This is a genomic window from Nonomuraea sp. NPDC051941, from assembly GCF_044593615.1.
Genome location: NZ_JBIUCF010000022.1, coordinates 123,486 through 147,606 on the forward strand (window position 1 = coordinate 123,486; position 24,121 = coordinate 147,606).

27 protein-coding genes are annotated in these 24,121 nt (G+C 72.3%); 6 read left to right on the top strand and 21 right to left on the bottom strand.

What is annotated here, in order from left to right:
- The first annotated feature begins 112 nt into the window (after window positions 1-112).
- The gene (locus tag ACIHFD_RS33425; RefSeq protein ID WP_397370292.1) at window positions 113-892 is read left to right on the top strand and encodes a maleylpyruvate isomerase family mycothiol-dependent enzyme; all 780 of its coding nucleotides are present in this window, start codon (window positions 113-115) and stop codon (window positions 890-892) included.
- Between the two features lie 46 nt (window positions 893-938).
- Here ACIHFD_RS33425 and ACIHFD_RS33430 read toward each other — a convergent pair whose 3' ends face one another.
- The 14 genes from ACIHFD_RS33430 to thrC all read right to left on the bottom strand — a co-directional run bounded on the left by ACIHFD_RS33430 (window position 939) and on the right by thrC (window position 13,974).
- Window positions 939-2,195: a sensor histidine kinase gene (locus ACIHFD_RS33430; protein ID WP_397370369.1), complete on the bottom strand. Its 1,257-nt coding sequence runs from the start codon at window positions 2,193-2,195 to the stop codon at window positions 939-941.
- The gene (cseB, locus tag ACIHFD_RS33435) at window positions 2,195-2,860 is read right to left on the bottom strand and encodes a two-component system response regulator CseB (RefSeq protein WP_397370293.1); all 666 of its coding nucleotides are present in this window, start codon (window positions 2,858-2,860) and stop codon (window positions 2,195-2,197) included. The genes ACIHFD_RS33430 and cseB overlap by 1 nt, the downstream gene beginning before the upstream one ends.
- A 15-nt stretch (window positions 2,861-2,875) precedes the next feature.
- Entirely contained in the window at window positions 2,876-4,051 is a 1,176-nt protein-coding gene (locus ACIHFD_RS33440; protein ID WP_397370294.1) for an ABC transporter permease, read from the bottom strand.
- A gap of 2 nt (window positions 4,052-4,053) precedes the next feature.
- Entirely contained in the window at window positions 4,054-4,728 is a 675-nt protein-coding gene (locus tag ACIHFD_RS33445) for an ABC transporter ATP-binding protein (RefSeq protein ID WP_397370295.1), read from the bottom strand.
- Complete coding sequence (locus ACIHFD_RS33450) at window positions 4,721-6,430, bottom strand: peptidoglycan-binding protein (RefSeq protein ID WP_397370297.1); 1,710 nt, start codon at window positions 6,428-6,430, stop codon at window positions 4,721-4,723. Before ACIHFD_RS33450 ends, ACIHFD_RS33445 begins: the two co-directional genes overlap by 8 nt.
- Window positions 6,430-7,218, bottom strand: a complete 789-nt coding sequence (locus ACIHFD_RS33455; protein WP_397370298.1) for a hypothetical protein — start codon at window positions 7,216-7,218, stop codon at window positions 6,430-6,432. Before ACIHFD_RS33455 ends, ACIHFD_RS33450 begins: the two co-directional genes overlap by 1 nt.
- Before the next feature lie 123 nt (window positions 7,219-7,341).
- Window positions 7,342-7,962, bottom strand: a complete 621-nt coding sequence (locus tag ACIHFD_RS33460) for an SRPBCC family protein (RefSeq protein ID WP_397370299.1) — start codon at window positions 7,960-7,962, stop codon at window positions 7,342-7,344.
- Entirely contained in the window at window positions 7,962-8,306 is a 345-nt protein-coding gene (locus ACIHFD_RS33465) for a helix-turn-helix transcriptional regulator (RefSeq protein WP_192784068.1), read from the bottom strand. Before ACIHFD_RS33465 ends, ACIHFD_RS33460 begins: the two co-directional genes overlap by 1 nt.
- Window positions 8,307-8,360: 54 nt before the next feature.
- Window positions 8,361-8,966, bottom strand: coding sequence for an energy-coupling factor transporter transmembrane component T family protein (locus ACIHFD_RS33470; protein ID WP_397370300.1), 606 nt, complete (start codon window positions 8,964-8,966; stop codon window positions 8,361-8,363).
- Window positions 8,963-9,637 carry an energy-coupling factor ABC transporter ATP-binding protein gene (locus ACIHFD_RS33475; protein ID WP_397370301.1) on the bottom strand — a complete coding sequence of 225 codons (675 nt, stop codon included), beginning with the start codon at window positions 9,635-9,637 and terminating at the stop codon, window positions 8,963-8,965. Before ACIHFD_RS33475 ends, ACIHFD_RS33470 begins: the two co-directional genes overlap by 4 nt.
- Window positions 9,634-10,827: a thiolase family protein gene (locus tag ACIHFD_RS33480; RefSeq protein WP_397370302.1), complete on the bottom strand. Its 1,194-nt coding sequence runs from the start codon at window positions 10,825-10,827 to the stop codon at window positions 9,634-9,636. Before ACIHFD_RS33480 ends, ACIHFD_RS33475 begins: the two co-directional genes overlap by 4 nt.
- Window position 10,828: 1 nt before the next feature.
- A complete protein-coding gene (locus tag ACIHFD_RS33485; protein ID WP_397370303.1) occupies window positions 10,829-12,190 on the bottom strand; it encodes a class I adenylate-forming enzyme family protein in 1,362 nt (453 codons plus the stop codon).
- A gap of 7 nt (window positions 12,191-12,197) precedes the next feature.
- On the bottom strand, window positions 12,198-12,806 hold the full coding sequence (locus tag ACIHFD_RS33490; RefSeq protein WP_350730561.1) for a biotin transporter BioY: 609 nt from the start codon (window positions 12,804-12,806) through the stop codon (window positions 12,198-12,200).
- 103 nt (window positions 12,807-12,909) lie between these two features.
- Window positions 12,910-13,974 carry a threonine synthase gene (thrC, locus tag ACIHFD_RS33495; protein WP_364262926.1) on the bottom strand — a complete coding sequence of 355 codons (1,065 nt, stop codon included), beginning with the start codon at window positions 13,972-13,974 and terminating at the stop codon, window positions 12,910-12,912.
- 63 nt (window positions 13,975-14,037) lie between these two features.
- On the opposite strand from thrC, the gene ACIHFD_RS33500 reads away from it, so the two are divergent.
- On the top strand, window positions 14,038-14,871 hold the full coding sequence (locus tag ACIHFD_RS33500; RefSeq protein WP_397370304.1) for a MurR/RpiR family transcriptional regulator: 834 nt from the start codon (window positions 14,038-14,040) through the stop codon (window positions 14,869-14,871).
- Here the strand turns inward: ACIHFD_RS33500 and ACIHFD_RS33505 are convergent.
- From ACIHFD_RS33505 to ACIHFD_RS33520, 4 genes are read right to left on the bottom strand one after another with little or no spacing between them, the layout of a single operon-like run.
- Entirely contained in the window at window positions 14,855-15,382 is a 528-nt protein-coding gene (locus tag ACIHFD_RS33505) for a GNAT family N-acetyltransferase (protein ID WP_397370305.1), read from the bottom strand. The genes ACIHFD_RS33500 and ACIHFD_RS33505 overlap by 17 nt on opposite strands.
- A 41-nt stretch (window positions 15,383-15,423) precedes the next feature.
- A complete protein-coding gene (locus ACIHFD_RS33510; protein ID WP_397370306.1) occupies window positions 15,424-15,990 on the bottom strand; it encodes a helix-turn-helix domain-containing protein in 567 nt (188 codons plus the stop codon).
- Window positions 15,991-16,017: 27 nt separating this feature from the next.
- Entirely contained in the window at window positions 16,018-16,305 is a 288-nt protein-coding gene (locus ACIHFD_RS33515) for a DUF6204 family protein (RefSeq protein WP_397370307.1), read from the bottom strand.
- A gap of 2 nt (window positions 16,306-16,307) precedes the next feature.
- Window positions 16,308-16,946 carry a TetR/AcrR family transcriptional regulator gene (locus ACIHFD_RS33520; RefSeq protein WP_397370308.1) on the bottom strand — a complete coding sequence of 213 codons (639 nt, stop codon included), beginning with the start codon at window positions 16,944-16,946 and terminating at the stop codon, window positions 16,308-16,310.
- Between the two features lie 119 nt (window positions 16,947-17,065).
- On the opposite strand from ACIHFD_RS33520, the gene ACIHFD_RS33525 reads away from it, so the two are divergent.
- Window positions 17,066-18,049 (top strand): DUF1838 family protein, encoded by a 984-nt coding sequence (locus tag ACIHFD_RS33525; protein WP_397370309.1) that lies wholly within the window; start codon window positions 17,066-17,068, stop codon window positions 18,047-18,049.
- Window positions 18,025-19,059, top strand: a complete 1,035-nt coding sequence (locus ACIHFD_RS33530; RefSeq protein ID WP_397370310.1) for a nitrilase-related carbon-nitrogen hydrolase — start codon at window positions 18,025-18,027, stop codon at window positions 19,057-19,059. The genes ACIHFD_RS33525 and ACIHFD_RS33530 overlap by 25 nt, the downstream gene beginning before the upstream one ends.
- Here the strand turns inward: ACIHFD_RS33530 and ACIHFD_RS33535 are convergent.
- Window positions 19,056-20,420, bottom strand: coding sequence for a sensor histidine kinase (locus tag ACIHFD_RS33535; protein WP_397370311.1), 1,365 nt, complete (start codon window positions 20,418-20,420; stop codon window positions 19,056-19,058). The genes ACIHFD_RS33530 and ACIHFD_RS33535 overlap by 4 nt on opposite strands.
- A gap of 172 nt (window positions 20,421-20,592) precedes the next feature.
- Here ACIHFD_RS33535 and ACIHFD_RS33540 point away from each other — a divergent pair, with 172 nt between their 5' ends.
- A complete protein-coding gene (locus tag ACIHFD_RS33540) occupies window positions 20,593-21,417 on the top strand; it encodes a helix-turn-helix transcriptional regulator (RefSeq protein ID WP_397370312.1) in 825 nt (274 codons plus the stop codon).
- 102 nt (window positions 21,418-21,519) lie between these two features.
- Here ACIHFD_RS33540 and ACIHFD_RS33545 read toward each other — a convergent pair whose 3' ends face one another.
- Window positions 21,520-21,969, bottom strand: coding sequence for a hypothetical protein (locus ACIHFD_RS33545; RefSeq protein WP_397370313.1), 450 nt, complete (start codon window positions 21,967-21,969; stop codon window positions 21,520-21,522).
- 261 nt (window positions 21,970-22,230) lie between these two features.
- Here ACIHFD_RS33545 and ACIHFD_RS33550 point away from each other — a divergent pair, with 261 nt between their 5' ends.
- Window positions 22,231-23,160 carry a hypothetical protein gene (locus ACIHFD_RS33550; protein WP_397370314.1) on the top strand — a complete coding sequence of 310 codons (930 nt, stop codon included), beginning with the start codon at window positions 22,231-22,233 and terminating at the stop codon, window positions 23,158-23,160.
- An 89-nt stretch (window positions 23,161-23,249) separates the two neighbouring features.
- Here ACIHFD_RS33550 and ACIHFD_RS33555 read toward each other — a convergent pair whose 3' ends face one another.
- A complete protein-coding gene (locus tag ACIHFD_RS33555; RefSeq protein ID WP_397370315.1) occupies window positions 23,250-24,092 on the bottom strand; it encodes a winged helix-turn-helix domain-containing protein in 843 nt (280 codons plus the stop codon).
- Window positions 24,093-24,121: the final 29 nt, after the last annotated feature.

Here is a 24,121-nt window from a genome sequence, read left to right on the forward strand (position 1 = left end):
CCACAATCAGTGCGGTGTTTCGCCCCTGATCATCGACACCGACCGGCGGCCGGCATCGAGTGACCTGGCCCCCGAACTTCGGGAAGATCACAAAGCACTTGGAGGTGCAGCGATGGACACACCTGCGTATGTGAAGGCCGTTGTCGAGCAGACGAGCACGTTTGCCGATTGGGTGCACGGCAGGGATGCGGCGGCCCCGGTGCCGACCTGTCCGAAATGGACGCTGGCCGATCTTGTCGACCATGTCGGCGGGGTACAGCGAATGGTGGCCATGCTCGTGGGTGAGCAGATGACCGAGCCGAGCAGGGCGTTCGCCGGCTACGTTCCGGGTCCGACCGATTCGGGCCAGTGGCGCGCCTGGCTGAACGACGGCGCGGCCGAGGCGAGACAGGCGTTCGCATCGGTCGCCGATGACACGCCGGTGTGGGATCCGTCGGGCGGCGCCGCAGGCGTGCCGTTCTGGTCACGTCGGCTGCTCGGCGAGGCTTGCGTGCATCGAGCGGACGCGGCTGCGGCGCTCGGCATGCCGTACGAGTTGGCTCCGGAGCTCGCCGTCGCGGCCATCGAGGACTGGCTGGACACGATGGCGTCCCGCGGCTATTGGGAGAACAGGGCGGGCTTCGCCGATGCGATGCGCGGGGGCGGTCAGACTCTGCACTTCCACGCAACCGACGCGCCTGGGGAGTGGGTGGCACGCCGGGAAGCGGACATGGTCGTGCTGGAGCGCACGCACACCAAGGCGGACGTCGTGGTAAGCGGCCCAGCCGCCGAGCTCCTGCTCGTGATCAGCAGGCGTCGCCCACTGGATGCGGCTCCCACGCTGGAATTGCAGGGGGATCGGGCGCTGCTCGCCCACTGGATCGAACACATGGACTGGGTCACCAACGGCTGAGCCAGGCTTGGATGCCACCTCGCGCCCAGAGCGCAAGCCCGACGAGCTAGCCGTGGCCCAGCGGGAGGCGGAGGGTGGCGACGGCGCCGCCGTCGGGGGCGTTGGCCAGGGTCAGGTCGGCGCCGATGACCTGGGCCTGGCCCAGCGCGATCGTCAGCCCGAGCCCGTGGCCGCGGCCGCGTTCGGCGGCGCCCGTGCGGAAGCGGCTCGGGCCGTCGGCGAGGAGCTCAGGCGGGAAGCCCGGCCCCCGGTCGCGGACCTCGATCACGTGGTCCCGGACCGTGATCTCCACCGGGGGCGCACCGTGGCGGTGGGCGTTGAGGACGAGGTTGGCGAGGATCCGGTCCAGGCGGCGCGGGTCGGTCTCGGCCACCGGATGACCCGAGGCCGTCACGCGCGTCTCGACCCCCACCCGGGCCGCGGACTCCTCCGCCACCTCGGCCAGCGGCACCCGTACGCGCTCGGCGACCTCGGCGCCCGTGTCCAGCCTGGAGACCTCCAGCAGGTCCTCCACCAGCGAGCGCAGCACCCGGACCCGGTCGCGTACCAGATCGGTGGCCTCGCTCTCCTCCAGCAGCTCGACCGCGGCGACCAGGCCCATCAGCGGGGTCCGCAGGTCGTGGGCGACATCGGCGGTGAAGCGCTGCTCGGCCAGCAACCGGTGCTGCAGGCTCGCCGCCATGGAGTCCACGGCGGCGGAGATGCCGGCGATCTCGTCGCGCCCGCCCCACCGGGAGAGGCCCCGGCGGTGCGCGGCGACGCGGGCGTCCAGGTCGCCGTCCGCGATCCTGCGGGCGGTGGCGGCGACCCGGCGCAGGCGCCGGTTGGCCAGCTCGGCAATGCCCATCGAGAGCGGCAGCACCACGGCGAGCGCGGTCAGGGCGGCTCGGACCATGGCTCGGTCGAGGGCACTCAGCCCGCGCATGTCCGAGGTCATGTCGATCTTCGGGGCGGCCACGAGCCCATCGCCCACCGGCTGTGCCGCCCACATCCACCGCTCTTCGGCCCGCAGGTCGTCGTACCAGGTGGCGGGCGACTCGACGGCCAGCCGCGCGCGCAGGGGCGGGGGCAGCTCGTCCACACTCATGATCGACTCGGTGTACGGGACCAGTCCCTCCTCGGGAGGAGCGTCCCTGCGGTGCTTGTCGGCGACCTCCGCGGCCGACACCAGCGCCCGCTCCTCGCCCAGCCGCATCGTGCGCTCGAGCGTCGTGCGGTGGACCAGGATCCCGACCACGGTCACGATCGCGCAGCAGGCCAGCGTGATCAGTGCCGCCAGCTTCCAGCGCAGCGAGCCCAGCATCACGACCTGCGCAGCTTGTAGCCGAACCCGCGCACCGTCTCGATCCGGTCCGTGCCGATCTTCCTGCGCAGCCGCTGCACGCAGAGGTCGACCACGCGGCTGTCGCCGTCCCAGCCGTAGTCCCACACGTTACGCAGCAGCGTGGCGCGCTCCAGCACGATCCCCGGATTGGCGGCGAACTCCAGCAGCAGGCGCAGCTCGGTCGGCGCCAGTTCGACCAGCCGCCCGCCGAGCCGTACCTCCAGCGCGGCCGGGTCCACCGTCAGCTCCCCGAACGTCAGTACGCCCGATGAAGGGGCAGGAGCAGTGGTACGGCGCAGCAGTGACCTGATCCGGGCCACCAGCACCGGGATGTCGACCGGTTTGACCACATAGTCGTCGGCACCGGCCTCCAGGCCCGACACCACGTCCAGCGAGTCGCCGCGCGCCGACATCATCAGGATCGGCACCTGGCTGGACTCCCTGACCCTGCGGCACAGGCCGATGCCGTCCAGGCCGGGCAGCATCACATCCAGCAGCAGGAGGTCGTGGCCGCCCGACCGGGCCGCCTCCAGGCCGCTCAGCCCGTCGGCGACGGTGGTCATCCGGTAGCCGTAGCGTTCCAGGGCCAGGCCGAGGGACTCACGGATCACCGCGTCATCTTCGACGAGCAGCAGGGATGTCATGAAAGGGCACCATATCTAGCGAAGTGCGTTGACCGGTTCCATGCGAGCGGCGCGCAGGGCCGGGTAGAGGCCCGCGAGCAGCCCGACGACGGCACCGGCGGCAGGCGCCATGAGGGCCAGCCGTACGTCCATGACCGGCGTCCACTGCTTGACGGCGCAGACCGCGACGATCGCGACGATCCCTCCGGAAGCGCCGATGACTCCGCCGGTCAGGCCGGTGAGGGTGGACTCCAGCAGGAACTGCGCGGCGATGTGGCGGCGGGCGGCGCCGAGGGCGCGGCGCAGGCCGATCTCGGCGACGCGCTCCATCACGGTCACCAGCGTGACGTTGGCGATGCCGACCGCGCCGACCACCAGGGAGACCAGCCCGAGGGTCAGGAAGAGGGCGTCGACGTCGCCTTCCACCGCATCGCGGGCCCTGGTGGGGCTGGGCGGCGAGCCGACCTGGAGAAGGGCCTCGTTGCCGGGGCTGAGCGCGGCCGGGGCCTGCCTGGCGATCAGTTCCGCGGCGCCGAGGCCGGTGTTGATCAGGACTCGGGTCACGGTGCTCAGGCCGTAGCGCCTGCCGACCGACGGCGGCAACATGACCGCGCTCGCGAGGCTCTTCTCGCGTCGCAGGTCGCCGAGGACGCCGATGACGGTGTACGCCTGCGTGCCGATGAAGACGGCCGGAGCCCGGCTCAGCCGGGTGATGCCCAGCAGCTCGGCCGCGTGCCGGCCCAGCACGACGACCTTGTCCCCGCGGGCGATGTGCCCGGCATCGAAGTAGCGGCCCTCGATCATCCTGCCTTTGACCGCGGCGGGCAGGTCAGGGCTGCTGGAGACCACGGTCAGGGTCTGGTCGGTGACCCGGGTGGGGTCCACGATGTCGTTGGAGCGGACGCTGAGGTTGGCGCTCTGCTTCGACTCGGCGAGGGCGGCGGCGGAGACCACCCCGCGCAGCCGGGTCACCCGGCCGATGTCGGCCCAGTCGACCAGCGGGAACGGGCTCTCCGGGACCTCGACCGTGACGGAGGTGGCGGTGAGCTCGTCGAAGCGGCCGACGATCTGGTTGCCCGCCGTCGCGGCGACGCCCAGGGTGACCACGAGCGTCGTGATACCCAGCACAGTGCCCAGCGTCGTCAGCGCCGAGCGCACCGGGCGGGCCAGCAGCCCCGCCACGGCCTCGTTCAGCAGGTCGCGAGGGTGCACGTCTACTCCTCCGTGAGGACGCCGTCGGTGATGCGCACCCGGCGCGCGGCCCGATCGCTCACGTCGGTCTCGTGAGTGATGACCACGATGGTCATCCCCTGGGCGCGCAGCTCGTCGAACAGGTCGAGCACGGCGTCGGTGTTCCTGCTGTCGAGATTGCCGGTGGGTTCGTCGCACAGCAGCAGCGACGGTTCGCCCATGAGGGCGCGGGCGATGGCGGCGCGCTGCCGCTCACCGCCGGACAGCCTGCCGGGCAGGAAGTCCACCCGGTGCGACAGCCGTACCCGCTCCAGGGCCCGCAGCGCGCGTTGCCGCCGCCCCGCGCGCGGTGCCGCGCCGTAGACCTCGGCCAGCATGACGTTCTCCAGCACGCTGCGGTGCGGCAACAGGTGGAAGGACTGGAAGACGAAGCCGATCCGGCGGCCGCGGATGGTGGTCCGCGCGCCGTCCTTCAGGGTGGTGGTCTCGATGCCGTCGAGCCGGTAGCTGCCGCTGGTCGGCCGGTCGAGCAGGCCGAGCGTGTTGAGCAGCGTGGACTTTCCGGACCCCGAAGGGCCAACTATGGCGACATAGTCCGATTTTTCAACTCTTAGGGTGACGGCGGAGAGCGCTCTGACGGGAGGGTCAGCGGGGAACTCCTTGGTCAGGCCGTCGAGCAGGATGACCGGCTCAGGCACTGTTGATCACCACCAGGTCGCCCGGCTTGAGCTCGCCGGTCACCTCCACGGCCCCGTCGGCGGACAGGCCGGTGCGTACCTCGACCTCCTTGGTCCGGTCGGGGGCGATCTCCACCTGCACCCGGGCCCGGCCGTCGGCGGCGGTGACGACCGCCGCGGCGGGGACCACGAGCACCTCCCGGTCGGTGGCGCCGATGGTCACGCGAACCGTGACGGGCGCGCCGGCGAGCTTCTTGAGGCCCTTCATCGACGTGGGGGTGATCGTCACTGGCACGGCGCCCTTCGCGTCGCGTCCGCCGAGGGAGGTCACCGTGCCGGGGACGGTCTTGCCGGCCTCGGTCTCGATGCTCGCGTTCAGGCCGGGTTTCACCCGCTCGGCCTCGGCCACGTCCACCGAGCCCGAGACCACGAACGAGGCGCTGGTCACCGTGGCGACCGACTTGTCCACCAGTTCGCCCGCCTTGACGGCCCGCTTGTGCAGGCGGGCGGGCAGCCTGGGCAGGAAGACGACCTCTCCCGGCGGGACGGTGACGCCGTAGGTGCGGGAGAACTCGGCCAGCAGCGCCCGGGCGGCGGCCAGGTCACGCTGGGCGTTGGCCACCTTGAGCTTGACGGGCGAGAGCTGCCTGGCCTGCCGGAGCGCCTGCTCGGCGGTGGCGACCGCCTCGCGCGCCAGCCGGACGTTCTTCCCCAGCTCGGTCAGGCGCGCGGCCCGCGTGATCCCGGCCTCCTTCAGTACGCGCTCCAGCGCCGACCTGGCGGCGGCCAGATCCGCTCGGGCGTTGGCGACCCGGAGTTCGAGCAGGCGGGTGTCGGCGGGCGGCCCGGCCGTGGCACCCACCGTGGGGCTGGGCCCGAGGCTGGGCGCAGGGGTGGGCGTCGCGGTGGCCTGGGCGAGCTCCTGCTGGGCCGCCAGCAGCTTCTCCTCGGCCGCCCGTACGGCGCTCTCGGCGGCCTCGACCTTGGCCTCGTCCTCGGTGGTGCGGTCCTGCGCCCGCGCGTTCCCGAGCGCCTGTTCGGCCTCCTTGAGATCCTGCCGGGCGCCGGCGAGCTTGAGTTTCAGCGGGAGCACGTCCTTGCCCTGGTCAAGGGCCATGCGCTCGGTCGCGAGCACTTCCTGGGCGGTCCTTACGGCCCGGCGCAGGTCGTCGCGCTTCTGCCGGAGCTCCAAGGTGGGCTGCTGCGCCTCATAGCCCTTCTTGGCGTAGAAGCGCGACACCGCGGCCACGGTCGCCCGGTCGAACACGCCGGTCGCGGGCGCGCGGTGACCGAGCCTGCGCAGCGCCTTCTGCAACTGCTCGACATCGGCCCCCTTGGCGCCGGAGACGATGCTGCGGTGCATCGGCACCGTGCCGGAGAAGACGAACACCGGGCGCCCGTTCACCTCCATCATCACCGCGCCCTCCGCCAGGGTGCCCCGCCGGGGAGCGCGGGTCGCGCGCTGAGTGGTTTCGCTGCCGCCCACCACCCCGGCCAGCGACACCGGATAAGGCGAGCCGTACTCCAGCGCGCCGCTGACGACGACGGTGGCGACCAGCTTGCGCCGCTCGACCGCGACGGTGACCAGCGACGGTCTGGGCGGCTTGCGCGCCGCCGCCTCGTCGGCCGGGGAGCGCAGCAGGGCGGCCACTCCCCAGCCGGTCCCCGCGACCGCCAGGACCACGGCCAGCACGAGCAGCAGCTTTCCGCGAGGGGTGCGCATCACCGCTCTTGGAACCCGTACTTCACCCTGGCCTCGTTGGTGAGCCGCTTCTGCAGGGGGATGAAGGCGGCGTAGAAGTCCTTGCCGCACTCCAGGTCGACCAGCGCCGACTTGATCTCCCTGGCGAGATACGGCCTGGCGGCCTCCGCCGTGACGGTGCCCGCCTTGCCGAGCCGGTCGGCCTGCTCGCTCCAGAGCACCACGCCGCGGCCGCTCAGCGCGACCGGCTTCTCGGAGGTCACCCGCTCGCCCTTGGACTTCAGGCACTCGGCGAACGGCGCGGCGAGCTCCAGCAGCTTGGGGTCGCCGTCGAGAGTCTTGTCGATGTTCTCGATCTCCGTGGCCATCTGGTCCTGGTAGTCGGCGACCGAGGTGGCTTTGAGGCCGTTCACCTGCCGGAGGGCGGTGACCCGGCACTCGTTCAGGGTCTTGAGGTAGGCGTCCCGCCTGGCGCCGGAGAGGCCGTCGATCGTCGCCTGGTTGGGGTCCGGGGCCTGTGTCTCCGGCGGCTTCGGATAGACGACGGCGGAGAAGACGCCGAAGCCGTTCTTGCCGCGCTCGGCCTTCATCGCCGCGTAGTCAGCGGGGTTCGCCGCGGACTTCCTGGGCGGGCTGACCGAGGGGGTGTAGGTGAATCCCTTCTGCTTCATGCAGGTGGCGATGACGGTCTCGCGCTCGCGGGCCTTGTCCATCGTGGCACCGCCACCGCCGTCGGCCGCGGGGGCCGGGTCTCCCCCGCAGCCGGTCAGCACCGCCAGACCGAGCAGACCGCACATCAGCACACGCATCGGGGACTCCTTCCCGGTGACTCACGCCGCCCTTCGCGACGCCGTGGCCACTTTGGAGCCCTCTCCCGGCCGATCTGTATTGACGGGGTATCCGCGCGTGCTCAGCCGTGTATCCGCCGCGTATCAATGCTCCGGTTCGGGGGCGTAGAAGGCGGTGGTGGCGGCGACGGCGGCGGCGACCTCGTCGGGCTCGCCGCCCGCGGCCAGGTGGGCCTCGCCCCAGGCCCGGCTGCTCTCGGTGATGTAGCGCCGCCCCTCGCTGGTCTCGTGGAACGTGGCCTCGTCGACCCCTGTGTCCCCACCGGTCGACAGGTGCAGGGCCAGGCCCAGCAGCGACAGGTCCCAACCCACGCCGGTCGCGCCCGGCCCGAACCGCCCCCAGAACTCCGGCGGCACCTCGGCGCTGTGGCGCAGCTCGAACAGGGTGCCGCCGTCCTCGGCGGACAGGCGCACCTCGACCTCGGAGAAGCCGGGGTTCTCGCCGAACAGCCAGCTGACCTTCAGCAGGCTGGGCGGCTCGCAGCGCAGGATCTCCCCGCCCGCGTTGCCCTGGAGCTGGTACGTCCCCCCGACCCGGAGGTCCCCGCTCACCGGCAGGAACCAGCGGGACAGGCGTTCGGCGTCGGTGCAGGCGTCCCAGACGTCCTCGACCTCGGCGTCGTAGTGCCGTCGCAGCACCACGCTCTTGACGTCGCCGTCCTTCACCTCGCGCTGCGCCTTGAGCAGCTCGTCCACGATATCCATCAGGTGTCCTTTTCGTTCATGCGGCGCTCGCGCTTGCCGCGGGCCAGCTCCGTCGCCAGCGCGTCCAGTCGTTGGGTCCAGAAGCCCCGAAATCGCTCCAGCCAGAGATCGACCTCCTGCAGCGGCCCCGGCTCGACGGCGTAGAGCCGCCGGGTGCCCTGGGCTCGTACGCTGGCGAAGCCGTTGTCGCGCAGCACCCGCAGGTGCTGGGAGACGGCCGGTTGGGAGATGCCGAACTCGCGCTGGATGACGCCGGTGAGCTCTCCGGAGCTCTGCTCACCGGCGGCCAGCAGCTCCAGGATCCGCCGCCGGACCGGATCGCCGAGGACGTCGAATGCGTGCACGACCTGATTGTTCAGGATCGGCTTATATAAGTCAAACCTGGGATAAGCCCGCGCTCAGTCGTCCAGGCCGCGGGCGCTCAGGGCCTCGCCGAGGGCGTCGGCGTGCCGGAGGGAGCCGACCACCAGCGGCACGGCGAAGGCCCGGAAGCTGCGTTCGACGCCCCTGGCCCGCTGGGCCTCCCGGACGCGGGTGGCCAGCGCGGCCACGACGGGCACGCTGCGTACCGTCAGCGACAGCAGCAACGACAGCCGGAACGGGTCCAGACCCACGAACCTGGCCGGCGACAGGCAGCGCTCCAGCGCCGACATCATGGCCGAGGTGCGGGTGGTGAGGGTGATCAGCCCGGCCAGCGCGACCGCGAGCACCACGCGCAGCGTCGTGGACACCGCCCCCGGCAGGTCCACGAGCACCCACTGCATCCCGAACAGCCCCACCGCGAACCACCGCACCGGCCTGACCTGCGCCCACGCCGCCGCCATGCCGACCCCGGACAGCGCATAGAGACCGGCCGCCACGACCGCCGCGCCTGCCAGCGCGAGCGGCGAGCTCAGCAGCACCAGCCCCGTGCACGCCAGCGCCAGCCCGGCCAGCTTGGCGCCGGCCGGGAGCCGGTGCAGCGGCGAGGAGCCGGGGACGTAGGCGCCGGTGAGGCCGTTCACGACATGATCTTCCGGTAGTGGGTGATGGCCTCGTCGGGGGTGCCGTCGGCGACGACGCGGCCCTGGTCGAGCACCAGGACGCGGTCGAAGTCGGCCAGCAGCGGCAGGTCGTGGCTGACCACCAGCACCTGTTGCGGCAGCTCGCGCAGCAGGTCGGCGACCTGGCGGGAGTGGCGCAGGTCCAGCAGTGTGGTCGGCTCGTCCATGACGAGGATGTCCGGTTCGAGCACCATGACGGAGCACAGGGCGAGCAGCTGCTTCTGGCCTCCCGACAGGTGGTGGGCGGGGTGGTCGGCGTGCCCGGCCAGACCGTACCGGGTGAGCACGTCGTGCACGCGCCGCTCGACCTCCTCGCGCGCCAGGCCCTTGCGGCGCAGGGAGAAGGCCACGTCTTCGGCCACGGTGGGCATCACGATCTGCGCGTCCGGGTCGGTGAACAGGAACCCGACGCCCCGCCTGATCTTGGCGGCGTGGCGGCGGGTGTCGAGGCCGAGCACGGTGACGCTGCCCGAGGTCGGCAGGGCCAGGCCGTTGATCAGGCGGGCGAAGGTGCTCTTGCCCGACCCGTTGGCGCCGACCACGCCGATCCGCCGCTCGGGCAGGGCCGCGGTGACGCCGTTGAGGACGTCGCGGGCGCCGAGGCGTACGCGCACGTCGGCGAACTCGATCACGCCCGCGCTCCGTCCCGGCCGGTGCCGACCACCTCGAACAGGGCGGCCACGCCGAGCCCGCCACCCACCGCGGCCGTCGCCAGGCCCAGCGTCCCCGGCGGGGCTCCCCCGCGCACGAGGCGGCCGAACAGCCGGGTCACCACGACCGCGCCGGTGGCGCCCCAGGGATGCCCCAGGGCCAACGCACCGCCGTCGGCGCACACCCGATCGTCGTCCAGGGCGTCGATCCCGAGCGCGTCGGTGACGGCCAGCACCTGCGCCGCGAACGCCTCCACGATCTCCACCGCCGCGACCTGTTCCAACTCCACCCCCGCACGCGCCAGCACCCGCCGCACCGCCGGCACCGGACCCCACCCGGGCAGCTCGGGATCGCACCCGACGACGGACCCGGCCACCAGCCGCATCCCCGGCAGCCCCGCGCGCAGCCGCTCGGGCACGATGGCCACGGCGGCGGCGCCGTCGCTGACCGGGGAGGAATTACCGGCCGTCACTGTACCGTCCGCCACGAAGGCCGCGGGCAACCGGGCCAGCGACGCCGCCCGCAGCGGCCGGGGCCGCTGGTCGTCGCGGCGCCCGCCGATCGGGACGATCTCCTCCTTGAACCGGCCCGCCTCGCGGGCGGCCAGCGCCCTGGCGTGGCTGCGGCAGGCGTAGGCGTCCTGGCGCGCCCGGCTGACGCCGCGCGCCGCCGCCAGCGCCTCGGCGGCCGGCCCCATGTCGGGGTCGGGGTGACCGTGCGGGGCGAAGGGCGCCCTGGGGTACGGCTCGGTGGCACCCCGATGGGTACGAAGCGGCGCGGTCGAGGCGCTTTCCACCCCTCCCGCGATCACCAGGTCCATCTCCCCCGCCCGGACGGCCTGGCCGGCCACCAGGATCGCGGCCAGCCCGCTGCCGCACTGCCGGTCCACCGTCAGGCCGGGCACCTCGTGCCCCAGGCCCGCCGCCAGGGCCGACACCCTGGCCACGTTCCCGCCGGGCCCCATGCAGTTGCCCAGCACCACGTCGTCCACCCGCCGCCCGGCCAGCTCGCGCGCCACGGCGGCGATCACGGGCGCGGCCAGCCGATCGACCGTCACGCCCTTGAACGCGTGCCCGGCCGTCCCGATGGGGGTGCGCCGGGCCGCCACGACGACGGGCTCGTCCCCGAGGGTCCGGGTCGCGGCTTCGTGGCGCGGATCGGAGTCGCGCATGTCAGATCAGCCGCCGGATGTCGGGGTCGCCGCCCGCCAGCCGGGCCGCGACCAGGGCTCGGGCGGGCTTGCCCGTCTGGGTGCGGGGCAGGCTCGGCACCGCGTACCAGCGGCGTGGCCGTTGCGCCTCGTCCAGGCCGCCCCTGGCCGTCGCCTCCAGCAGCGCGCGCGGCGGCGGCGTGGCCCACTCGGCCTCGATGACCGCCGTGACCACCGCACCCAGCGACGGGTGCGGCGAGCCGATCACGACGATGTCTCCCACACCGGGCACCTTCCTGAGCACCTCCTCGACATCCTCGGGCACGACGGTGGCGCCCCCGGTCTGGATCGCGCCGTCACCCCGGCCGCGTACCCGCAGCACCTCTCCTACCCGGTACGGCTCCGCCACGTCGCCCACGCTCGCCCAACCGTCAGCGTCCCGGCGCAACGGGCCCGCGGCGCCGCCCAGATATCCGTCGGCCAGCCACGGCGAACGCGCCCACACCTCGCCGAGCCCGCCCTTGGGCCTGACCTCGATCTCCACGCCCGGAAAAGGGCGCAGCCCGCCCCCGTCGGCGTCCACCGCCACGAACGACAGCTCCGTCGCCCCGTAATAGGACACGACCCGGACCCCTGCCCGGGCGGCCGCCGCCCGCGTGCCGGGGTCGAGGGCCGCGCCGCCGACGACGGCCACGCGCAGCGCCCCCGGGTGCTCCAGCACGTCGGGCAGCCGGTGCGGCACCAGGTGCACGACCGTGGCCCTGGCCAGCAGGCCGGGCAGCGTGCGGGAGGGCCGGTGGCCGGGGAGAAGGGCCGTCGCCCCGGTGGCCAGGGTGTGGACGGCGGCGAAGGCGTACAGGCTGGAGACGAGGGGGCCCGGGATCAGCACGACGTCGTCCGGGCCGATCCCGGCCAGCTCGCCGAGGTGCGGGAACGACTCCGTCCATGACGCGCGGGTGCGCACGATCGCGCGCGGCCGGCCGGTGCTGCCCGAGCTGAAGCACGCCCACGCCCGGTCCCCGGGCTCCGGATCGTGCCGCACCGCCGGACCCGCCACCCCGGGCAGCGGCGCGTCCACGAGGAAACCGGGCCCGGCCGCGGCGGCGATGCTCGACCACCGCTCCCGGTCCCAGGCGGGGTCGCCCACCAGCGGCGTCGCGCCCGCCAGGTCGGCCGCGAGCACGGCGGTGAGCAGCTCGACCGGGTCCGCCAGGCCGATCGAGACCAGCGCGCCCGGGCCGATCCCGCGGCCGAGCAGGTGGCGGGCGGCGCCGTGGATCCGTTCGGCGAGCTGGGCGTAGGTGAGCTCGACGGAGGGGCCGCACACCGCCGGGTGCGAAGGGCGTTCGGCGGCGTGCCGCATCACGTGTTGTGCAACGGGCATCGAGCGGTCAACGCCCCCCGCCGGAGCGCAGCCGTTCGCGGTGCACCGCCGGGACCGCGTCCGGGTAGGCCCGCTGCGTGCCCCTGGCCACGCCGGACGCCAGCACCACCTTGATCAGGTCGCCGGGCAGGAAGACGAGGCTGGACACCGCCGTCGCGCCCAGGGACACCCCGGTGACCAGCGACTGGACGGGGATGCCGAACAGGTAGACCACCCCGATCCCGCCCACCAGGCACGCCACCATCAGCGGGAAGATCCCCGGGTTGCGGCCCGCGCGCTCGACGAGCCAGCCGGTCACCGCCGCACCCGGGATCCAGCCGATCAGGTATCCGGCCGACGGCATGGCGAACACGCCGAGCCCGCCCCGCCCGCCCGCCAGCAGCGGCAGGCCGACGGCGACCAGCACGAGCAGCACCACCACGGCCAGCGCGGCCCGCCACGTGCCGAGGATCGCCCCCGCCAGCATCACGCCGAGGGTCTGGAGCGTGATCGGGACCGCGTTGCCGAACAGGTTGAACGAGCCGGGCACGCCCAGCACAGCGATCAGCGCCGCGAACACGGCCACCCGCGCCAGGTCGCCCGTGGGGAACCCGCGCCGCTTCGATGCATCCATCATGGGGACGATCCCACACCAGAACCGCACCCTTCAGGCATGGAGAGATCCCACAACTTTCCGGGTGTTCCTCTGCGAACGATCGATACCTTCTCCACAACTGCGGTCAGGCCGCCAGGCGGAGGGCCCGGGCCACGTCGGAGGCGGACGAGGAGGTCTCCGTCGAGGAGTAGCCGCCGCGCAGGGAGGCGTCCAGGTCCTTCAGGCCGTTGCCGCTGAGCGTGATCACGATCCGCAGGCCCGGCTCCAGCAGGCCCCGCTCGTGCCGGTCGAGCAGGCCCGCGACGCCGGCCGCCGAGGCGGGCTCGGCGAAGACGCCGTCGCGGCGGGCCAGCAGCCGGTACGCGGCGAAGATCTGCTCGTCGGTCACCGCCTCGATCAACCCGCCGGACTCGTCGCGGGCGGCCACGGCGCCGTCCCAGGTAGCCGGGTTGCCCACGCTGATCGCGCTGGCCGCCGTCTGTGGAGCCGCCACGGGAGCGCCGTGGACGAGCGGGGCCGCTCCGGCCGCCTGGAAGCCCCACATGCGCGGCAGCCGCCCGGCCAGGCCGGCGCCGTGGTAGTTGCGGTAGCCGCCCCAGGTGGCGGTGATGTTGCCGCCGTTGCCGACCGGCAGGCAGTGCACGTCGGGCGCCTCGCCGAGGGCGTCCACGATCTCGTAGGCTACCGTGCGCTGCCCGGCCAGGCGCAGCTCGTTGCCGACCGAGTTGACCAGCGCGATCGGGTGGTGGGCGGCCAGCTCGCGGGCCACGCGCAGGCAGTCGTCGAAGTTGCCGTCGATCTCGACGATCTCGGCGCCGTAGCGTACGGCCTGGCTCAGCTTGCCGAGCGCGATCCGTCCCTTGGGGACCAGCACGGCGGCCGTCACCCCGGCGCGGGCGGCATAGGCGGCGGCCGAGGCGCTGGTGTTGCCGGTGGAGGCGCAGATGACGGCCTGGGCCCCGGCCTCGGCGGCCTTGCTGATCGCCACCGTCATCCCGCGGTCCTTGAACGAGCCCGTCGGGTTGGCCCCCTCGACCTTCAGCCAGACCTCGCAGCCGGTGAGCTCCGACAGGTGCGCGGAGCGCAGGAGCGGGGTGTTGCCCTCGTTGAGCGAGATGGAGGGGGTGTCGGCGGTGACCGGCAGCCAGCGCCGGTAGTCGCTGTCGATCAGGCCATGCCAGGTTCTCATGCCCGCACCGTAACATTCGTTTCGCGAACCTGGGTAACCGGTGTTGATGTAACATTTGTCATTGTGGAGAACGATCCGGTGGCCGACCGCCTCAGCACCGTCTATCCCGAGTTGCCGCCCGGGGAGCGGGCGATCGTGCGGGTGCTGCTCGACGACTATCCGTTCGCGGCGCTGGGCTCGCTGCGGGCGCTGGCCGAGCGCGCCGGGGTGAGCCCGCCGACGGCGTCGCGGCTGTTCGACCGGCTGGGGTACGGCGGGTTCGCCGAATTCCAGGCCGCGGTGCGTGACGGGGCGCGGGGCCGGTCGCGGCTGCTGGAGTTCGTCTCGCGCGCACCCGACTCCCCCGCCGCCAGTCCCGAGCTGCGACAGGCCGCCGAGGACCTGCGCGCGGGGCTGGACGGCACGCTCGCCGCCGCCACGGACCCGCTCCTCGACGCGTCCGCGGCCCTGCTCGCCGAGGCCAGGACCGTGTGGGCGCTGGGCGGGCCGTTGAGCGAGCTGGCCGCCGAGTACCTGATCCGCCAGCTGGCCAGCCTGCGGCCCGGCGCGCACCGGGTGCCGGACTCCGTGCAAGCCCGGGCGCGTACTGTGCTGGATCTGAAGGGGTCCGACGTGGTGGTGGCGTACGACTTCCGGCGCTACTCCTCCGGCACCGCCCGCTTCGTCAAAGCCGCGCGCGTCCGGGGAGCGCGGCTGGTGCTCGTCACCGACGCGTGGGAGTCGCCGCTGGCCGCCGAGGCGGAGGTGCTGATCAGGCTGCCGCGCGAGGCCGCCGGGCCGATCGCGCCGCTCGCCCACGAGATCGCCGTCACCGAGCTGCTGCTCGTCGCCACGGCCGCCCGCCTGGCGCCCACCGAGCGGCTGGCCGACCTCGACGCGCTCACCCGGACGCTGTGAGTTTCTTGTAGAAGAAGCTGCAGTCCTGGAGCGTGCCGTCCGGGGATCCGGCATAGTCGGAGACGATGCCGTAGCGGGTCCAGCCGCCCGTGCGGTAGACGTGCTCGGCGGTGCTGCCGGTCTCGGTGTCCAGGAGCAGGAGGTACGCCCCGGCGTCGAGGGCGGCCTGCTCGGCGGCGGCCAGCAGGGCGCGCGACAGTCCCCGGCCGCGGGCTTCGCGGTGGACCATCAGCTTGACGATCTCGGCGCGGTGGCGGGCGTTCGGCTTGGTCGCCAGGGCGAGGCCGACGGAGCCGGTGACGGCGCTCCCGTCGCGACACACCCAGACCAGGAGGCTGCCGTCGGCCACCGCCGGAGCCTGGGACCGCCACCAGGCGGCGGCCTCCTCGTGGCCGAACGGCGCGAGAAAGCCCACGGACGCGCCGCTGTCCACGGCGTCGACCAGCAGGCCGGCCAGCTCCTTGACGTCGGCGTCGAAGTCGTCGGCGGTCAGGCGCTCGATGTCGGGCATGGGATTCCTCCGGGGTCTTCCAGGGGACGAAGGGCTGAGGGTCATGGGAGGACGATCAGGAGGGCGTACCGGACCGGGTCGGGGCCGGGGCAGCGGAAGCGGGACGGCCCCCACAGGCGGAAGCGCAGGCAGTCGCCCGCCTCCACTGTGTGCGTGTGACCGTTGGCGGTGATCTCCACGGCCCCCTCCAGCACCCAGATGTGCTGCTCCAGCCCGGGCACCGGCGACGCGTCGTACGAGATGTCCGCCCCCGGCCGCAGCCTGCCCTCCACGACCTCGCCCCGCATCCCGGGGTGGGGCGGAGACACCGAACGCCGGACGAACCCGGACTCCTCATCCCGGAACACCGCCTGCGCCCCCGCCCGTACGAGCTGCGGCGGCTCGGCCTCCACCTCGGCCAGCAGCCGCGACATCGTACGCCCGTAGACGGCGCACAGCCTGCCCAGCAGGGCGGCGGTCGGGCTGATCTCGCCCCGCTCCAGCCGTGACAGCGTCGAGCGGCTGATCCCCGAGTGGCTCGCCAGTTCCTCCAGCGACCAGCCCCGCTCGACGCGCAGCTCCGCGAGCCGCCCGGCGAGCCGGACCTCGACCTCCTCCATCCGTCTCATATAAGAGAACATATCCCATATGTGGGATCAGCGGCGACGCCGCACCTTGATGTCGCGCATGTCGGTCACCGCGAGCTGGAGGATCTCGTACGGATGCCCGTGCGCCTCCAGCGCCTCCATCGCCCCCAGCGCCGCCTCGTCCTCGCCGTCGTCGGGCCCGGCGGGCACCTGGCAGCGGAAGGTGAAGGCCGTGACGCCCGCGTCATGGGTGAAGGTCCCGGCCTCGGTGTACGCCGCGCCGCTCGCGGCCAGCACGGTGGCCCGCCCGGCGTCGTCGAGCCCCTTGAACTTGCCCCTGATCGTCACCCTGAACACGGTCATCCCTTTCGTACGGCATAGGCCAGGACACGCTCGCCCAGCAGCCCTTCTGCGACATCCATCAGCTCCAGCACGGCGGCGGCGATGGCGTCGGGCGACTCGCCCGCGACCGTCCGCCGGCCGATCTCGGCGTAGACCAGCGCGTGCAGGCACCCGATGTGCCAGGCCGCCACGCGCGGCAGCGGATCGCTCTCGGCCGCCCCGGTCTCCTCGGCCAGCACGACGGCCAGCTCGTCGGTCATCCGGCGGCCGAGGTCGTCCAGCCGGGCGGCCAGCGTGGGCGCGGCCCGCATCATCTCCAGCACCCGCCCGAACCCCTCCGTCAGCCCCACCTGGCGCTCGCGCCCGCGCACCTCCGTACGCAGCCGCGCCAGTACCGCCCCGGCCGCCGACTGGCCGGGCGGGCGCTCCCGCACGATGTCGGCCAGCCGGTGCGGCGAGGCCTCCTCCGGCGGCAGGACGAGGTCCTCCTTGGCCGGGAAGTAGTTGTAGACGGTGTTCACCGACACCTCGGCGGCCGCCGCGACCTCGGCGATCGTGACGTGCTCGAAGCCGCGCTCCACGAACAGGCCGATGGCCACGCCGATGATGCGCTGCCGGGTCTGCCGCTTCTTCCGCTCCCGAAGCCCCTCCATCATACCTGGAGTCTACTCCAAATTTGGAGTCCATTGCAGTTTTCTGGGGCCGGATGGACAGCGCCGAGCACGACATGATCACATTGGGCTCGCTCAATCGCCTAAGTGTTCGGAGCGGACCCATGGTCAAGCGCAATATCCTCCGGTCTTTAGCCCTTGCCGCCCTCTTCCTGAGCGTGACCGCTCCGGGCGCCGCGGCCGACGACAAGCCCGCCGACCCGACAGCTCCGGGACCGGTCTACAAGACGGTCACCGATCGGAGCGGCCTGCTCTCGCTCCAGACCTTCGGCCGTCCCGACGGCAAGGACATGGTCTTCCGGATCTCCGGCAGCGTGTACGCCAACATCGAGGGCAACAGCCTGGACCCGGCGATGCGGCACGGGCAGAAACTGTTCAACATCGAGGGCTACAACATCAGGCGCCTGTACCGGGTGCCGGACACGACGCAGCTCTACCAGCTCTCCCGTGAGATCGTCTTCTACACCGACCCCGCCGATCCCACGCGGGTCCTGCGGGAATGGAAGAACCCGATCGACCAGAAGACCTATCCGGTCATCCCCATCAACAACGACGCGGTGAACTTCGGCCCGTTCAACATCACCTCCGCCTACGTGGGCCCGCCGGTGCGCCAGTTGCATGATGAGAACGTGTGGACCAGTGACATCCCCGTACGCTCCGACTTCGGCACCGCGCTCGGCGAGCGGTTCGGCCTGGTGGGCGGCGTGTACGCGGCCCAGGAGATGTTCGACTTCTCCGTGGACGAGCGCGAGGCGGCCGCCAGGACCGTTCCGGGCACCGTCCCCTCCGGGGCCATGGAGACGAAGATCAGCTGGGCGCGGACCAGCCCGTGGGCGCCGTTCATGTGCCTGGCCGAGAGCGACGTACGCGGCCAGCTCACCTACCACGCCCGCAGCTGGTCCCTGAGCTCCTACGCCGAGATCGAGCCGTGGCTGCGCGCCGAGGTCGAGGCGAACCACCCGCTCTTCACGGCCGCCCCCACCGCACCGGGAGCCAGCGAGAACTCCTGGAGCTCCTTCTACAACAAGCAGCTCGGCAAGGGCGCCACCACCTGGTCTGACTGGTGCGCGGCCAACGGGCGCTCGTGACCGCCTACACGGCTCTGGCGCTCCAGATGGAGACCAGGGCCGTCAACGCCGCCGCCGACCCGAGGGCCGCCATCCGCGCCGCCATCGAGCGGATCGGCGAGCGGGTCGGCGGCAGCAAGGCCTGGCTCGGCCGCGATCTGCGCCTGGTGGTGCTGCCCGAGTACGTGCTGACCGGCTTCCCGATGCGTGAGAGCTTCGCCGAGTGGCGCGACAAGGCCGCGCTCGACCCCGGCGGCCCGGAGTACGAGGCGCTGGCCGGGATCGCCGCCCGGCACGAGGTCTACCTGTGCGTGAACGCCTATGAGCGCGACGAGCACTTCCCCGAGCTGTACTTCCAGGCGTCGGTGATCCTCTCTCCGCAGGGTGCGCCGGTCCTGCGCTACCGCAGGCTGCACTCGATGTTCACGCCGAGCCCGTACGACGTGTGGGAGCGCTACCTGGAGGTCTACGGCATCGACGGGGTGCTGCCGGTGGCCCGTACCGAGATCGGCAACCTGGCGGTGCTGGCCTCGGAGGAGATCCTCATGCCCGAGTTGGCCCGCGCGCTGGCCCTGCGCGGCGCCGAGATCTTCTGCCACCCCACCTCCGAGGCCTCCTCACCGGCGCTGACCCCGAAGGCGATCGCCCGCCGCGCCAGGGCCGCCGAGAACCTGGCCTACGTGGTCTCGGCCAACAGCGGCGGCCTGAGGGGCATCCCGATTCCCGGCGACTCCACCAATGGCGGCTCGGAGGTCCTCGACCACCAGGGACGCGTGCTCGCCCAAGCGGGCGCGGGCGAGTCGCTGGTGGCCGCCGCCGAGCTGGACGTGGACGCGCTGCGCCGGGTGCGGCGGCGCCCCGGCATGGGCAACCTGCTGAGCAGGGTGAAGACGGGGCTGTGGGCCGAGGAGTACGCCAGGCACGACGGCGAGCGGCCCGGCGGGCTGTCGCAGGGCGCGCGCGATCGGGCCTGGTTCGCCGCCCGGCAGATCGAGGCGATCGAGCGCCTGTACGGCCCGGGCGACTGCTAGGCGACAGCGCTCACGCGTTCCGTCTGATCGACCGGAGGGGGGCCGAGAAGCGGGAGCCGCAGGACGAAGCTGGCGCCGCGCGGCGCATCCTCGACCTTGAGCGTCCCACCGTGGCTCTGGGCGATGTCGCGGGAGATGGCCAGGCCAAGCCCGCTGCCGCCGGCGTCGCGGTGGCGGGCGTCGTCGAGGCGGGTGAACCGCTCGAAGACCCGCTCGCGGTCGGCGGGCGCGATGCCGGCGCCGTCGTCCGCCACATTCACCACGGCCTCGCCGTCCGAGGCTGCCACGAAGACGTCCACGGCGCTGCCGGCGTGCCGGATCGCGTTGCTCACCAGGTTGGCGAGCAGCCGGGCGAGCTGGATGTGGGACCCGCGGACCCAGACGTCCGAGGCCGCGTGGACGTGTACGGGCACGCGGCCCGCGCGCGGCGCCTCCTGGCTCACCAGCCGCCCGAGGTCGATGAGCTCGGGCGGCGCCGGGTCGCCGGCCCCGAGCCGCGCGAGCGCCAGCAGGTCGCCGACGATGGCGTCGAGCCGGTCGGTGACCGACAGGGCCGAGCGGATGGTCTTGTGCGGATCGATCTCGCCCGGGTGGAGCAGCGCCTCCTCCAGTTGCACCCGCAGGCCGGCGATCGGGTTCCTGAGCTCGTGCGACGTGCTGGAGGCGAACCTGCGCTGCTGCGCCACCGCCTCGTCGAGCCGGTCCAGGGTCTGGTTGGCGGTACGGACGAGCATGGCGACCTCGTCGTCGCCCGGCGGCACGGGGATGCTCAGGCTGAGATCGCTGACGGTGATCTCGGCCAGGCGCACGCGGATCGCCTCGACCGGCCGCAGCGTGCGGCCCACCGTTCTCCAGGAGGTCCAGGAGACGATCGCGAGGAGGACGAGGGCCGCCGCCGTGAGCGCGTACTCCAGGTTGTGGCCGCGCAGCAGGGCCGGCTCGCGGCGCTCCGCCAGCAGGACCTGGGCGCCGGCCGCCGTGGTGATCCGGATGGCCACCAGGAGGCGGCACCCATCGCTCCGCCGCTGGACGCGATCGTCGACGGGTGGTCGCAGCGTGCTCAGCGCCGAGCGCGCGAGGGCGGAGTGGCTGGCGGCGAGGACCCGGCCGCGCGCGTCGACCAGCTGAATGAGAGCCAGGTCGCCCGAGGTGGGTATCACCTTGGGGATCGTGCCGGCGCGGGCCGCCGCACTCCACCGGCTGGCGACCTGTTCGACCCGGTTGAAGGCGTCGTCCTGGATGCGGTAGCGGATGGCCAGCGAGGAGGTGACGCCCACCACGGCCAGCGCGACCAGGGCGAGCAGCGACGCGGCCACGGTGCAGCGCGCTCGGATGGACCGGGGGCGAGGAATCACGGTCATCGTTTCCTTTCCGTCACTGCGACGGTAAGGCGGGACGATGCTGAGGAGGGTGGGCGCGTGACACCCAGGAAACTCGCATACCTGGATGAATGCCGACGGATGCGGCGGTGCCGTCTCAGCCTGGTAGTGACACGCCCACCCTGACACTCAAATTCCGACATATCGTACGTAAATGGACAGCACTAAGTTGTTGGGGGAGTTCCTGCGCGCGCGGAGAGAGGTCATGACTCCCGCGCAGGCGGGGCTCCTCGACGTGGGCCCGCGCCGGACCCCGGGGTTGCGGCGCGAGGAGGTGGCGATGCTGGCCCACGTCAGCACGGATTACTACATCCGCCTCGAACAGGGCAGGGAGCGCCACCCGTCCGAGCGCGTGCTCGGAGCCCTTGCCCAGGTGTTCGGGCTGACTCTCGAGGCCACGGCCCACATGCACGCGCTGGCCCATCCCATGCTCCAGCCCCGGCGGTCGCCGGCCCGGCGGGTCAGCCCCGCGCTGCGCACGCTGATCGGCGGCTGGCCCGTCACGCCCGCGCTGATCTGCGACGACCTCATGAACATCCTCGACGCGAACTCCCTCGCCGACGCCCTGTACGGCGGGTTCGAGGACCGCGACAACCTGCTCCGCATGATCTTCCTGGATCCCGCGGCCCGCGAGTTCTATCCCGAGTGGGAGAAGTCGGCCCGTTCCAAGGTCGCCCACCTGCGCCTCGTCGCCGGGTCGCAGCTCGACGACCCCCGCCTGACCGAGCTCGTGGGAGAGTTGTCCGTCAAGAGCTCCGACTTCCGGAGGCTGTGGGCCCGCCACGACGTCTCGCCCAAGGTGGCCGAGGTCAAGCGCATGTGCCACCGGGAGGTCGGGGAGCTGGAGCTGACCTGCGAGGTCTTCTCGGTGAACGGCTCCGACGGCCTGCAGCTCATCACTTTGCTCGCCCAGCCGGGCAGCCCTTCGGAGCAGGCGCTGAAACTGCTGGGCAGCCTCGCCGCGCCCGTCCGTGGCTGAGATCGCTCTTCAACGGCTGTCGCCGCGGTATGGCAACCCGTTACGACAAGCTCACCGTACGCTACGAAGCCGTCGTCATCATCGCCGCGATCAACCAGTGGCTCAACGCCTTATGAAACACGGTCCCGGTCGGCCTTGCCGGTGGTCGGGCCCCTGGGTGTTCCAGGACCGGACGCGGTAGTGGGGTTTCCGGCAGAACACCTCCGACACGCTGGTGCCGCCGACTATGGGTCCGTCCTCGGTGGGTTCGGCGATGAACCTGCAGCGGACGTGCACCTGGTGCCAGTGCGTCCACGTGCCTGGCGGGCAGATCGAGCGGGCCCCCTGCAGCTCGCCGACGTTGATGTCCAGCACGTAGCAAGGACCCTCGGTCCTCATGGTGCCGGCCTCCACGGGCGCCGACGCGAACATTGTGAGTCCCAGGACCGGCGCGGAGAGGCCGGCCAGGAATGCCCTTCGGCCGAATTTGCGCTTCACGCGTACTCCTTCGTGTGGCCCGGCGTCCATGGCGGCGGAGGCGAGCATCCCGGCGAGTCCGCGACGTGCACGCATGGTGGTCTCCTGTGTTCGGCGTGCTCTCGTGGCACACGACAGCGAAACCCACCCCCGGCGGGTGTCCAACAGGAACTCGGCCAGACTCGGCCGGGCTCGGACACGCCGAGCAATCACCCGTACACTGTCTGTCGCAGCAGGCGAGGCCGAACGGCCCGGTCAGGAGAGGACAGGGTCTGGGAAATGAGCGAGGCCCCTCAAGGCGACCAAGATCCTCGGCCCGACGGCGGGCCGGAGTCGGTGACGTCTCACGACGACCTGGTGACACTGCTGGCCGAGCAGTTCGCGCGGGCCGACGTGTCGCTTCGGGAGCTTCAGACGCGGGCGGACAGGGCGGGCGGAACGCGGCTGCCACGCTCTACCTGCGCCGACATGCTGGCCGGTCGGCGCTTCCCCAAGAAAGCGGTGATGGTGGCGTTCCTCCGGGGATGCCGCGTCCCCGACCATCAGCTCCCGGCGTGGGAACGGGCGTGGGAGCGGGTGCGTGTCCATCAGCTGCCCCCCGGGTCCACGGAGATCGCCGCCCAGGTCATGACCGCACCGGACACCACGGGGACGGCCCGTGCCGCCGGCCGGCGTCGGCGCCGAGCCGCCCTGCTCACAGCGGTCACCGTGCTGACAGCCGCGGTGATCCTGAGCGTCGTCATCGCCCAGCGGGCGACGCCGCAACGCGGCGCCTCCGAGGAGGTGCCCGACCACATCGTCAATCCCGCCCACATCGTCAGCGACGACGGTCGTGCGTTCCCGCGTGGAGGGTGGAGCCGGTTCACCGTGACCGTCGATCCGGCCAATACGGGTGTACGGCTGATCCGCCGGCTGGATGCGGGCGTCGGTCTGCAACATGCCACCATCACCGTCAACGGGACCCCGGCCGCGGAATGGCGACCGCTGCTCGAGGACGGCATCTACAAGTGGCGGAACCAGATCGTCGCCCTCCCGCCGGATCTGACGACGGGGCGACGCTCGCTCACCATCGTCAACACGTGCGTGTCCTCCTCGGGCTTCAACGAGTTTCTCTACACCGTGCAGCACCAGGTCAACGGTGTCTGGTCGACTGCCGACACGGTCGACATCGGCCGCCGCCACACCGCGAGCGAAGCCGCGCACGACTACCGCGTCGTCGGGGAAGACTGGGCCGAGACGCAGACCTTCACCTATCCGCCGCGCAAGGAGGCCTGGAGCGTCCAGTGAGCCGCCTGTCCCGCGCGCCGCAGCCTGGTCGAGTCGAGACGTTGAAAGCTCAGCGCTGCCGTCGGATCGCCTGCGGCATCTCGGGCACCTCACTGCTTTCGAGCGCATGCCTTTCCTCGGCTGTGATGAGGTTGAGGCCCTGCATGATGCCGATCGAGCGGCGGGCGTCGTGGAACGCGCGGCCCAGCCCTCACAGGATGTCGGCCTCCCGGAACTCGCCGATGGGGCCCGCTTCCCGGTGGAGGTCGAGGGCCTGCTGGTAATAGGCCACGGCCTGCCCAGGCGGTGCGCCTCGACCAGCCGCCCGCGCAGGCCACGGTAGGCGGCCAGCGCGGCGGCCCGTGCCACAGGTCCAGCGCCTGCCGTAACAGGTCGTACGCCAGGCCGTGATCGCTCGCATGCGCGCGGGCCACCAGCTCGCGGAAGCGCAGCAGGTCCACCCGCGCTGGGTGGAGGACCAGCCGGTACCCCGGCGGCGAGGTGGACAGCTCGGCGTCGGGCACCCCGGCGAGCAGCCGCCGGAGCCTGGACACGTGCCCCTGAACGGCGTTGCGCGCCGAGGCCGGAGGCTCCTGCTCCCGCACCGCCTTCAGCAACCGCTCGAGCGGGACCGTCCGGCCCGCGTGGAGCAGCAGGATCGCCGGCACCGAGCGCTGTTGCGGGGTGGCAGGGCCGACGAACGTGTCACCCGCCCAGAGCCCGACCGGCCCCAGCAGGCGGAACTCCATGTCGTCCGGCTGATGCGTCTTCGGGGACCGGCTGTGAGGCGCCGTCCTGTCCTCGCCCGCCGCACGGCCCATGGTGATCATTATATTCGTCAGGCTGCGCGGTAGCCGGGCTGAAGTGCAGTCATGCGTCCGATACCCCGGCAGGGCCGCACGTCCGCATGATGGCCCGGAGAACCGGACAACCTCGAGGAAACCGATGGGCATTCAACTCCGGCGTGCGTGGAATCGCCTCG